This window comes from Synechococcus sp. Minos11 (genome assembly GCF_014279855.1).
Classification (GTDB): Bacteria; Cyanobacteriota; Cyanobacteriia; order PCC-6307; family Cyanobiaceae; genus RCC307.
The window spans coordinates 593564-606089 of the sequence record NZ_CP047953.1; the positions used below are offsets into that span (position 1 = coordinate 593564).

6 protein-coding genes and 1 pseudogene are annotated in these 12526 nt (G+C 55.5%); 3 read left to right on the forward strand and 4 right to left on the reverse strand.

Annotated elements, in window-relative coordinates:
- Positions 1-3: 3 nt before the first annotated feature.
- The 3 genes and pseudogenes from SynMINOS11_RS03290 to rpsD all read right to left on the reverse strand — a co-directional run bounded on the left by SynMINOS11_RS03290 (position 4) and on the right by rpsD (position 9157).
- Positions 4-7524: a YadA-like family protein gene (locus SynMINOS11_RS03290; protein WP_255445469.1), complete on the reverse strand. Its 7521-nt coding sequence runs from the start codon at positions 7522-7524 to the stop codon at positions 4-6.
- Between the two features lie 3 nt (positions 7525-7527).
- Positions 7528-8121: pseudogene (locus SynMINOS11_RS13115) on the reverse strand (hypothetical protein); the annotation flags it as partial.
- 427 nt (positions 8122-8548) lie between these two features.
- Complete coding sequence (rpsD, locus tag SynMINOS11_RS03295; RefSeq protein WP_011935039.1) at positions 8549-9157, reverse strand: 30S ribosomal protein S4; 609 nt, start codon at positions 9155-9157, stop codon at positions 8549-8551.
- 118 nt (positions 9158-9275) lie between these two features.
- Between rpsD and yidD the strand changes: the two genes are divergently transcribed.
- Genes yidD through SynMINOS11_RS03310 form a run of 3 tightly spaced genes read left to right on the forward strand, consistent with a single transcriptional unit; the run spans position 9276 to position 11286 of the window.
- On the forward strand, positions 9276-9488 hold the full coding sequence (gene yidD, locus SynMINOS11_RS03300) for a membrane protein insertion efficiency factor YidD (RefSeq protein ID WP_043737840.1): 213 nt from the start codon (positions 9276-9278) through the stop codon (positions 9486-9488).
- A gap of 5 nt (positions 9489-9493) precedes the next feature.
- Positions 9494-9772, forward strand: a complete 279-nt coding sequence (locus SynMINOS11_RS03305) for a glutaredoxin family protein (RefSeq protein ID WP_186549836.1) — start codon at positions 9494-9496, stop codon at positions 9770-9772.
- A 29-nt stretch (positions 9773-9801) separates the two neighbouring features.
- The gene (locus SynMINOS11_RS03310) at positions 9802-11286 is read left to right on the forward strand and encodes a UDP-N-acetylmuramoyl-L-alanyl-D-glutamate--2,6-diaminopimelate ligase (protein WP_186550669.1); all 1485 of its coding nucleotides are present in this window, start codon (positions 9802-9804) and stop codon (positions 11284-11286) included.
- A gap of 12 nt (positions 11287-11298) precedes the next feature.
- Here the strand turns inward: SynMINOS11_RS03310 and SynMINOS11_RS03315 are convergent, their stop codons facing one another.
- Complete coding sequence (locus tag SynMINOS11_RS03315; protein WP_186549838.1) at positions 11299-12453, reverse strand: aminotransferase class V-fold PLP-dependent enzyme; 1155 nt, start codon at positions 12451-12453, stop codon at positions 11299-11301.
- Positions 12454-12526: the final 73 nt, after the last annotated feature.

Sequence of the window (12526 nt, forward strand, 5' to 3'; positions counted from 1 at the left end):
TGTTTAGAGTTTGGACTCAAATTTGAGAAGAAGAGCATCAAGTCTTTGCTTTTGCTCGAGAATCATTTGGCGTTGCTCTTGAATTTGCTGCTCTTGTTGTTGGAGCTTTTGTGTGTTGGCGGCAAGAGTTTTTTGAAGTAGCTCTTTTTCTTCCTTCATTTCCGCAAGACGCTTAAGGGAGTTGCCATAGGCCTCCTCATTGCCTTCATTCAGATCATTATCTCTCTGGGCTTCATGCTTGAGTTTCTCGATTTCAGCCTCTAATTCCTTGAGCCGTTGTTGTAGTTCCTGGTCTTTGTTGGTTTGGATTTCAACAATGGATGGATGAACGCTGTTAGCTGCAATGACTGCAGGAGCGGTTGTTTTGGCCATAACAGCAGCAGCTTCACCTGCGCCTTGAGCGCCAGTGCTGTTGCCCAGTTCAAACAAGCTTTGACCTCCTGTTGCCATCGCTGGAATCGCAGCGAGTTCCGCTTGCTTGGCTTTGGGTGGTGCACCGCCAAAACCAAAGGAGAAGCCCAGCCGGCCCATCGCTCCGTTATTCACCGTGTCGGTTGCTGTCATCGCAACACCGCCGTTAAAGAACAAGCGATTGGCAACTTTCGCGGCGCAACCCAGTGAACCGGCGTATTGACCGCCATAGGTGCCGGTGCCGACGCCACAACGCACGGTCTCGTCAGGCAGCAGCGTTGTTACAGGAACAGAGCCCATCGCTGCGCTCAAGGCACCAACGGCGCCAATCGATGCCACCACCTCATCGGGGCTGTAGCTGGTGGTGCCTAGCGTGCCGTTTTGGTCTGTGGTGACAAAACGCTTTTCACCTGGCTTTTGGTAACGATCACCCACGAATCCATTGGGGTGCAAGCCAGGCAGGCTGTAAGGAGACTCTGCGCTGCCGAGCGACACCTCAAACGGCCGTGTTGTGACCGCATTCATGCCGATCGCGGTGGAGCCAAACGCGCGAGCTGTGGCGCCAGGGCCAAAGGCTGAGCCGTAATCGGAATAAGAGCTCGAGAAGGCACCAACCGCGAAGGCCTGCGTGCCAAAGGCAATGGCACCAGATCCGATCGCAGCGGATTCGACACCATCAGCCAGAGCTGCAGGACCAATGGCGATGACATTGCTTCCTTGGGCGTAAGCACCGGTGCCAATGGCCAAGCCATTGGTGCCAATGGCCCTGGATGCGGCACCAAGAGCAACCACATTGGTGCCGTCAGCAAAACCATCAGTGCCGATGGAAACCACATTGGTGTTGTAACCAAACGCTTTGGCACCCGTACCAATGGCAATCACATTGCGGCCTTCTGCAACCGCATCAGTGCCTTGAGCGACAGCATTGAAACCAATCGCGCGTGCATTAGCGCCAGAGGCCTGGGAATTCGTTCCATTGGCTTGGGCTGAAGTGCCAGAAGCTTGGGTATTAACGCCATTGGCATAAGCACTATGGCCAAATGTTGTGGCATTGGTTGAGCCGCTCGCTGTTTCAGAGTTTGTTCCATAGGCCATGGAATTCTCACCACGGGCCTGCGAATCCGTTCCAGATGCAACGGCGTTAGGAGCCAAGAGAATCTTGGAATTGGTTCCATAGGCAAAGCTGTTAGCTGAGAACAAAACGGTTGAATCCGTTCCATAAGCGGCTGCGTAAGCCGAACCTTGAGTGGTAGAATTATCTCCTGTTGATAATGAATCAACGGAGCGCTTACTGTCATAAGATTGATCGCCAAATGCGAAAGAATCATCACCAATTGCTTTGGCATTGACTCCAATAGCAAAAGCATTGTTGCCTCTGGCAATCGCATTAACACCTAAGGCAAATGCATTCTCTCCAGTTGCTCTGGCATTGGGACCAATTGCTGTTGAATCAATGCCTGTTGAGAGACTGTTTACACCAATGGCCATCGAGTTGTTATTGGTCGCTTCAGCGTGGACGCCCCAAGCGATGGAATTCACACCACTGGCTTTGGCTTTGACACCTGCTGCATAAGCATTGGTAGCGATTGCACTGGCTTCAAAGCCAATCGCTACTCCATCGATCGCTGAGGCCACAGCACGAGTACCAATGGCTGTTGTGCGGAAGTTGGTGGCACTGGAGCGCGTTCCAGCTGCCAAGCTGTCAATTCCAGAAGCTAGGGAAAGAGACCCTGCAGCGAATGCATTCATTCCATTGGCAATGGAATCAAAGCCAATAGCAACACTCATCTGCGAAGAGGCATCAGCATTCGTGCCGATCGCGCTGGCTGAGACCCCTGAGGAGCTAGCACTGACGCCAAAAGCGAGAGCATTTTCTGCGCTGGATGTAGCTTCTAAACCAATGGCGAATGCGTTCGTACCTGTGGCCTTAGATTGAGTGCCGATTGCAGTTGCATTCACTGCATTAGCAAAGCTCGTAGCACCAAAGGCATAGGCATCAACATTGCTGGCTTGAGCGGATGTGCCCATCGCAATCGCGTTCTGGCCACTGGCTGACGTGTTGGTGCCAATAGCAAAAGCCGAGATGTCACTGGCATTGGCCTGATAACCCGTTGCAAAGGCATCGTTAGAGAGAGCACGGGTGCCGGTGCCAAGTGCAATCGAGTTGTTGCCACTGGCCAGGGCGTTAAAACCAGCGGAGATGGAATCAGTGCCGGTGGCATTGGCAAACGCAGCTAACGCCATGGCGCCATTGGCTGTTGCTTGGGCCTGTGCACCAGCTGCAAAAGCACGTTCTTGATTGGCGAGAGATTTGTAGCCAATGGCGATGGCATAGTTGCCAGTGGCCTCAGCACGAGCACCCATGGCAATGGTCTCACTGGCTTTAGCCATTGCGAGCGGGCCAATTGCGATAGCTCCATTCGTTGTTGCTTGAGCACTGGTGCCCGATGCAATCGATTCATTGCCAGAGGCGATGGCGCCGGTACCCGTTGCCATAGCGTTATCAGCTGAGGCATTGGCCCGTGTGCCGTAGGCCAGGCTGTTGGTCTTGAGCGCCTTGGACTGGAAGCCCAACGACATTGAGTTGGTACCTATCGCTTCTGCTTGCAAACCAGCAGCAAAGGCATCAGCCAAGTAAGCGTTACTGCAGGTGCCGATGGCCATGGTGTTTTCACCGGTTGCCTTGGCATTGGTGCCAATTGCAAGAGCGTTCTTGTTGAGCGCCTGAGCGAAGGCACCAGCCGCGAAGGTGTCATTGCTGATGGCACTGGCAAACATGCCAAAAGCAATGGCGACGTTGCCTGTGGCATTGGCGTAGCGGCCAATGGCAATAGCGTTGTTGCTGCTTGCCAAGGAATTGACGCCAAAGGCCATCGTGTAATTGGCGGTGGCCGCTGAGTTCGCACCAAATGCCAAAGCACCGTTTTGCGTGGCATGGGCGAAGGTGCCGATGGCAGCGGTATTGAGGGCTGTGGCATTGGCTAGAACACCCATTGCCATGGAGTTTCTGCCATTGGCAAAGGAGCCAGCGGCAATCGCTACGGCATTGATGCCAGCTGCAGTGGCCGAAACACCAAAGGACTGCGCGTTTTGCTTGTTGGCAACCGAATCAACGCCAATGGCAATGGAGTTATCACCGGTGGCTGATGAGTTGGAACTGATGGCGGTGGCATTGGTTCCAGAGGCCAGTGAGAAGGTGCCAAAGGAGAGGGCATTGCCGCCCTGGGCATTGGCAAAGACACCTAGTGCAACGGAGTTATTCCCGGTGGCATTGGCCATCACCGAGAGTGCCGCTGAGTTGACGCCATTGGAGGATGAGAAGTAGCCAATGGCCATCGAGTTAGCACCAGTGGCCGAGGCATTGACCGCAATGGCCGTGGAGTTGGTGCCAATGGACGATGCATTGGTGCCGAGGGCTAGAGAGCTGTTCTCTTTTGCATAGGATTGAACACCAATGGCCAGGGATGATTCGCCATTGGCATTGGCCGATGCGCCAATGGCGCCAGCATTGATGCCGCAAGCTGTGGTGTTGGGGCCAATGACGAAGGAGTTGGTTTGATCAGCGAAGGATTGGGCTCCAATGGCGGTTGAATTAGCGCCTGTCGCCCTTGAGTTAGCACCAAAGGCCATGGAGTTCACACCACTGGCTGTGGCATTGGTGCCAATGGCAGAAGCGTTGGTGTTAAGAGCACAGGCTTTAACGCCGATCGCCATGGAATCTGTGCCTTGAGTGTTGGCCATGTAGCCAATAGCCCCAGCACCATCGCCATTGGCAATGGCACCAGCACCAAGCACAAACGAGTTGGCACAGCTGGCTGAGGTGTAGCTGCCAATGGCGATGGAGTTTTCACCGGCAGCTGCAGAGTTGTGGCCAATCGCGACAGCTCCCTGGGCGGAAGCGTTACTGCTGGAACCAAGAGCTGTGGACTTCAGTCCTCCACTGTTGGCATAGGCACCTAATGCAGTCGAGTTGTGCCCGCCAGATGAGCTGTAATCTCCAATAGCTACTGCGAATTGGGTGGTGACCTCATTGCGCAGAACTTCACCATCAAAGCAATCTTTAATTTTGTCAGACCACTTTTCCCACCCATCCCCTGATTCAATACCACTGATAATGCTTACAAGCGAGCCACTGGAAAGCCCCTTCCAAGCTGAGCAAAACCCACCGTTAACGTTATTGCCGATCGAAACTGAGTGCTGTCCAACCCCAAAGTTGTAATTCCCTAGGGATGTTAAGTATTCACCAAATATAATATTGTTGTTGCCAACGCCAACATTCGAGTAGCCAACGCTGCTCGGAAGAATATCCGATGTAAGTTTTGCGAGGGCATCAGCAGCTGCTTGGAGTTCTTTAGCAAAATCACTACCATACATTCCAAAAATAGAGACAAGAGCGTCAAAGTAAGTTGATTTCCAGGAAATCCCCTTGCCTATTAGTAAATTGTTGCTGCCTAAAACTTTGCCGGTTCCGATAGTCGAGTTGCTAAAGCCAATGGAGTAGCCGCTGCCAATTTGTGTTGAACCACTGTCTGAGCTGACGATACTGCTAAACACAGACGCGATGTCAGCATTACCTGTTTTTTTGAAAACATAAGCATTGGCACTTTTTTGCAGTGTGTCTGAAAAGACGAGAGCTTTATTGCCGATGCAGATTGACTTATCGCCTGTGCAAGAAGCCGTATTGCCAATTACGACAGTGTTGTCTGAGAAATTCCCAAAAGGGGTGAGCCCCGTTGCTATGTTCGTCGATGCCTCTCGTGCTGTTTTGATTTCAAGGGCATCGACATAGCTTTTGGCTAAGAGGTTAAAGAGATCTCCAAATGCAGTGCTGTCAGCACTAAAAACGCTTTTACTATAATTTCCTGCCGCATTTCCAAGTGTAATACTGCCAGAGCCGGTACCGGTTGAACTGGAACCAACAACAATTTGGTTGGGTAGGTCATAATAAAGATCGTACGGAATAGTCCCTTCTTTTTCATCAGGGGCGACAGTATTGATAACGTCCAGATTAGCGAATAAACCTCGTTGATACAGAACATTTAATGCTTCGCTTTCATTGCCGATAATGATGGATTTGCTTGATCTGCTCTTGTTTCCACCGCCCATGACGAGGGCTTTGCTGCTTGGCTCGGAGGTCCAGTAATACTTACCAAGGTTTGAACCGCACTGATCCTTCAATCCAAGCTTGTCGAGCTCTGCTAATGTTTTAAGATCGCAAACAGTAATCTGTTTAACAACATTGCTGCTTTCAAGTTTATTGTTTATCCCAATCGACACAGCTTTCTTCATGCTCACAAAGGTTTTCGGGACGACAGTTCCTCCTGCATCGATGCCTCCTCCGCCAATGGCAATCGAATCTGTTGCCGATTTTGATATCCTGATGTTCCGTCCTATTGCAACAGCTCCGTCTCCAAAAGTATCATTCCTAAACCCTAATTCTGTTGACCGGGTTCCTGAAGATTGAAGGTCGATGTTATCCCCGGCTAACGTTTGCACTTCGTCGGTTGCATTAAGAATGCGATCATCAAAACCAATTTGAATGTTGCGAGGAGTCGTGCTGACAATCCCTGCTCCAAGCGCCATGACGGAATCACCTAGAGCGCTGACATCTCGCCCGATGGCTACAGCGCCATCCCCGTCAGCGACTGCGGCTGTACCCATGGCAAGGGCGCGGGTGCCATTGGCCACGGCTCCAAGGCCGATGGCTGCACTGCCATTGCCTTTGACCACAGCTCCAAGGCCCACCCCGACTGAGCCTGCGCCGTCAACATCCACGGCTTCACCAAGGGCAACACCTTTGCCGACTTTGCTGAAGGCGCCGATGACCGTTCCTCCTGTGGAGGTTGTATCCGGGCCAATGGCAATGGCGCCAGCTGTATTTGCTTTGCCAAAAACATCAGCTACGCCATCAAAAGTAAGGTTTTCGCCACAGCTGAATCCATAAAATTGGTCTCCTGACTCCGCTTCCCAGGCCAGTGCAGCTTCGCCATCGGTTTCAAGGATTAAATCAGCGCCGTCGATGTTGACATCAATCATCTCGATGTAGCCACCGCCGGTGATATTGCTTGCTCCATCTACTGTTCCGCCTCCCCCGCAAAGCCCCCCACAATCAACAGTGCCGTCAACAAAAATAGCAGTGACTTCGCCTGTGAATTCATCTGTTTCTACGCTGGTGACCTGCATAAGCTCTACCTCGCCAGTTACCGATAGAAGGCCATCTCCATCAAATGAAAAGTTGGCGCCGCGGGTTGTACTAGAGGAATCTGTGCAAAGGCCAGTGCCAAAATCAGTTAAAGCAGATGCTCTGGAAACTTCGCCTGGGGAGGAGCTGTTGTCAATTTGAAATGGACTCCCAGGGTCTCTGCCTGCTGAGAGAAGATTGCTGATTAGGGGCGCTGCGTTAAGGGCACCAGCGGTAAGCTTGCTAATGGTGCTATTTCTGTAGACATCTCCTCTTGAGGGTGGGTCAGACTTTATGGCGATGGTTGTTTGATCGCCATTGGAACGGGCAATGCTTGAGCTGTTTGTAGAGCTTGAGCTAGATGTACTCCACGAATTTGTGGTTGAATTGTATGTAACTGAATTGTCCCCTGCAGGAACGCAAGAGCTGCTTGTTGTTGTGGAAGTTGTGAAAGATCCATTGCTGTAGCCAGATGTTGAGTTGTAAGTTTGGCTGCAATCCACAGTGGTGGATGACGAGTTCGTTGCCAAGAAGTAAACCCCACTGGCTGCGTTGGCGTACCACACGCCATTTGTGTCGGATGAACTTGAATATGTCGTTATTAAATCTCCGCTGTTGCTAAATACTGTTGCTGTAGACGAGAAGTTAGGCTGCATTGTCCAGCCATTCGCTGTCATTGAACTATTCGTATAATTTGATGTTGTCGTTGTTGAGTTATAGGTAACACTTGTTTTGTAGCTGCTGGTAGCATCTGTAGGAACATTGGCGCTGCCATAGGCGTATTGAACAGTGCTTGATGAGCTGTTCACATAGGCATAGACATATCCATTTGCTGTTGCTGGGGTGTTTGTTACAGGGGGTGTTTTGAGTGAGCTTTGGTTCACTGTTATGCCCGGGAAGACATAACGCGTGCTGCTCTGGCCAAAGGTCATCTGGTTGGCTGCTGTCGCTTGTGCTCCAGGCCCTATTGCCACTGAATTGGTGCCATTGGCATAGGCGCCACTCCCCAAGGCCATGGCATCCGATGCAGATGCTGAAGAAGCGCTTCCCAGTGCAACGGAATTCGTTTGCGATGCAGCTGTGTTGCTGCCAATCGCTATGGCTCTGTTCGCTGATGCTTGGCTGTTAGCTCCTATGGCAACGCTGCTTGCCCCTGAGCTATTGGAATTGGAGCCAAATGCTATGGAGTCGTTGAGCGTCGCTAGTGCTGCCGATCCAATGGCAACGGTGTTGGATGAAGTGGCAGTAGCAGCTGCGCCGATGGCTGTTGCTGCAGCCCCAGTGGCATTAGCAACGTTGCCCAGGGCGATGGAATTTTCTGCAGACGCATCAGCACTGGCGCCAACGGCTGTTGCGTAATTAGCGCTTGCCGCGGCAGATTCTCCAAGGGCGAGAGCGCCTGTTCCGGTAGCTGTTGCCGAGTCAGGGGCTTGGTATTGGGCATAGGCAGCGAAATGCCCAAAGGCCCAGATACCGCTCTGTAAAGCAATCGCCGTGAGAGTAAAGCTGGAGCGCTTCACAGCTAGCACTGATTATTTTCTAAGTAAACTTTAGTAAAGTGCTCTTCTGTGATTGTGAAGAGATTCCTTTGGTTTCTATGTGTAATGTCCGCTTGCTCTTATTGGAATTCCCTGTGGGCCAGGCTTTCGGCACGATTTTTGGCTGGTTTGGGCTGGCCGCTTTTTTGCCAAAACGGCGGTCAAGTTTTGGAACGCATCATGTGTCATGGAGCTGGTGGGCTGTTCAAAGTCAGTGACGGTGTTGCCCTAGGCCAATCACAGCGCTTCGCTCACATTCCCTTGTTCGCCAGGAATTTTGATCGACCTTCCAAGTGTGCCTTTCGCTACTAAATACGTTGGCTAGCAGGATTGAGCTTGTTCTTGTAGTTCCCTCAAGTTGATGGCAAAAAAAGCCCCGGCCAATGGCCAGGGCTTGATGAACGAATTGGCGAGGCGATCAGACCTTTCTGGAGTAGTACTCCACCACCAGCAGTTCGTTGATTTCGAGCGCGACCCATTCGCGCTCGCACTTGCCCACCACCTTGGCGGTCAGCTTGCTCTTCTCGAGCTCGAGGTGAGGGGGGATGTTGGCCAGACCTGGGAATTCCAGGTTGGTTTCGGCCAGCTTCTTGCTGGGCTTCTTCTCGCGGATGGCGATCACATCACCGGCTTTGCACTGGTAGCTGGCGATGTCGACGACGCGGCCATTCACGGTCACGTGGCCATGGTTCACCAGCTGACGGGAACCGGGGATGGTGGGTCCGAAGCCGAGACGGAAGCAAACGTTGTCGAGGCGGTTTTCCAGCAGCTTGAGAAGGTTGGTTCCCGTTGAGCCGCCTTGGGCACGGGCCTTCTTGACGTAGCGAACGAGCTGCCGTTCAGACACGCCGTAGTTGAAGCGGAGCTTTTGCTTCTCTTCCAGGCGGATGGCGTATTCGGAGCGCTTGCGACGGGCTTGGCCGTGCTGACCGGGGGGATAAGACCGTTTGGCGGCCTTACGGGTGAGACCAGGAAGGTCTCCCAAGCGCCGCGTCACCCTCAATCTGGCACCGCGGTAGCGAGACATAAATCAGTGGAGCGTCAGGATGGATAGGAATTGATCAAGGCCTTTCTCGGTGTGCGAGTGCAAGCCTGAACAATCCAACAATTTACCTGCCCAAGGGGAGCCTGCCGCTGTTGGCCCTTTGGCTGCAGTTCTGCTGTTGCTGCTGGCCATCTACCGCCGCTTGATTTCACCGCTCCTGGGTCCGCGCTGCCGCTATGTGCCCACCTGCAGCAGCTATGCCGTGGAGGCGGTGCAGCGCCATGGGGCCCTGCGCGGCAGCTGGCTCACCTTGAAGCGATTGTTGCGCTGCCATCCCTTTGCCGAAGGCGGCTATGACCCGGTGCCGGAGTGATGGCGATGGCTGATCTGAGCTGGCCAGCGCTGACATTGCTCACCCGCCAAGGCTGCTGCTTGTGTGAGGGTCTGCAAGAGCGGCTTGAGGCGTTGGATCCCGCCCCACCGCTGCAGTGCGTGGATGTGGATGGCGATGCGCAGTTGCAGGCGCGGTTTGGTTTGGAGGTGCCTGTGCTGATGACCGCCTCTGGTGAGGTGTTGGCGCGGGTGCCGCCACGGCTGAGCGGCGACCGACTCGCTGATTGGTTGCAGAGGAGCCTCAACAGCAGCAATTCCGCCTAAAACTCGATGGCCACCACCTCCTTCGCGGCATGGCTTCTGAGGCATCGCGCTTGCATCTCCTGATTCGGGATGCCGGTTTGAGCGTTCCCCAGCAGCTGCCCGATCCAGTGGTGACGGACTTCAGCTGCGACTCCCGTCGCATTCGCCCCGGCACTTTGTTTGTGGGCCTGCCCGGTGGGCGCGTTGATGGCGGCAGCTTCTGGCGCGCGGCGCTGCTGCAAGGGGCCACCGCGGCGGTGATCGGCCCCGATGCGGCCCAGCAAGAGCCCCCTGCTCCTGGCGATCCGGTGCTGGTGGTGGCCGATCCTGTGGCGGCGGCCGCTGGCCGCTTGGCGGCGGCATTTTGGAATCACCCCAGCGATCAGTTGTCTTTGATTGGGGTGACGGGCACCAACGGCAAAACCACCACCACCCATTTGATTGAGCACCTGGCGCTGGCCTGCGGCAGCCCCACCGCCTTGATGGGCACCTTGGCCAATCGCTGGCCGGGCCATAGCCGCACCGCGGTGCACACCACCCCATTTGCCGATCAATTGCAAGCTGATTTGGCGGCTGCCAAGGCGGCTGGTTGCTCCATGGCGGCGATGGAAGTGAGCTCCCATGCCCTGGATCAATCCCGGGTGGCGGGTTGCAGTTTTTCCGGTGCGGTGTTCACCAACCTCAGCCAAGACCACCTCGACTATCACCCCACGCTCGAGGACTACTTCGAGGCCAAGGCCCAGCTGTTTGCCTCGCCGTATCTCAAGGGTCAGGCGGTGGTGAACAGCGATGACACCCATGGCCGCCAGCTGGCGCAACGGCTGGGGGATCAGTGCTGGCGCAGTTCGCTGGAGGATTCCAGCGCTGAGTTGTTTATGGATGGCTTGCAGTTCAGCGCCACAGGGGTGACAGGCGTGTTGCATGGGCCGTCTGGCGATGTCCCGTTCCAGTCGCCGTTAGTGGGCCGCTTCAATTTGATGAACCTGCTGCAGGCGGTGGGGGTGCTGCTGCAGCACGGCTTGCCCTGTGATGGCTTGCTGCAGGCGCTCGAAAGCTTCAACGGGGTGCCAGGGCGCATGGAGCGGGTGCCGCACCGGCCTGATCAACCCGCTGTGCTGGTGGACTACGCCCACACCCCTGATGGGTTGGACAACGCCCTGCAGGCGGCGCGCCCGTTTGCTGAAGGCAAGCTCATCTGCGTGTTTGGTTGCGGCGGTGATCGCGATCGCAGCAAGCGGCCTCAAATGGGGGCGATTGCCGCTCAGCTCGCCGATGAGTTGGTGGTGACTTCCGATAACCCACGCACCGAAGACCCGCAGCAGATCCTTGATGACGTGGTTGCTGGGATTCCCGCCGAGAGTGCGTGCGTTGTTGTGGCTGATCGTGCTGCGGCGATTGCCCAAGCCATTGGCCAAGCCAAGGCTGGAGATCTGGTGCTGATCGCCGGTAAGGGCCATGAGGACTACCAGATCCTGGGCACCACCAAGGTGCATTTCGATGACCGTGAAGAAGCGGCTAAAGCCCTCCAGGCCTAAGGCAGCCGCCGCTTAGAGCTGGCTAATTGCCTCCAGCAGCTGATCGATTTCGCTCTCTGTGCTGAACACATGGGTGCAGGCCCTTAGGCAGAGCGGATCCTCCAGGCTGCGCAGCTGGAAGTGTTGATCCGCTAGGGCGCTCACGGCTGCTTGGGCTGGGGTGTGATCGATGGTGAAACTCACCAGCCCGCTGGCTGGTGGCGCCTCTTTCACCACGGTTTGCACCCCTGGGATCTGCTGCAACCCATTCCAGAGGCGCGCACTGCGCTTACAGATCACGGCTTGCCGTTGCTGGACGTTGCCCAGTTGCTCCAGCAGGTCCAAGGAGCTGCGCAGGCCGGCACCCAGTGGAATGCAGCTGGTCGCCACCTCAAAGCGGCGCCCGTCGTGGTGCCACTGGCTGCCGCTGCTGTTCTCATTGCGCAGGCTGCGCCAGCCGATCACGGTGGGCTGGCTTTGCTCGAGCACGCGCTCGGAGAGCGCCACACCGCCGAGACCCTCAGGGCCGCAGCACCACTTGTGGCCCGTGAAGGCATAGATGTCGGCCGCAGCAGGGACACCGCCGAGCTCCAAGCTGCCCATCGATTGGGCGGCATCCACCAGCAGCCAGGGCTGGCGCGGGTGCGGCTTGAGGCGAGCGGCCACCGCTTCGATCGGCATCGCAAGCCCGCTGTTCCAGAGCAGGTGGGAGAGCACCACCAACCGTGTGCTCGGCTCCAGGGCTGCTTCCAGCGATTCGAGCAGGGCGGCATCACTGCGGCAATCGCGGGCAGAGAACCAGGAAATGGTGAGGCCTTGGCGTCGCGCCAGCTCTTGGCAAGCGGCCACCACGCCGGGATGTTCCGCATCGCTGAGCAGCAAGCTGTCGCCCGGTTCAAACGGCAATCCCCACAGCGGCAACACGCAGCCGCTGGTCACGTTTTCCGTGAGACTGAGCCGGTGCGGCGGCACGCCACAGAGCTGGGCCAAGCGCCGCCTGAGCGCTGAGGTTTCGGCTTCCACAAACGGCCACACATCGCGGCTAAAAGGCCCCAGCCGTTGCAGTTCCCTCCAGCAGGCCACCATCGCCTCCAGTGATGGCGTGGGCAGGGGGCCTTGGCCGCCGAAGTTGAAGTAGTGCTTGTTGCCCAGGGCCGGCAGCAGTGATCTGAGCTCTTCAGCTGGCATGGAGGCGGCGGGCAGACGTGTTGCGGTTCAAGCGGATGGGACGGGCCTTTGCAAGCTGATCCGCTTCCTGCAC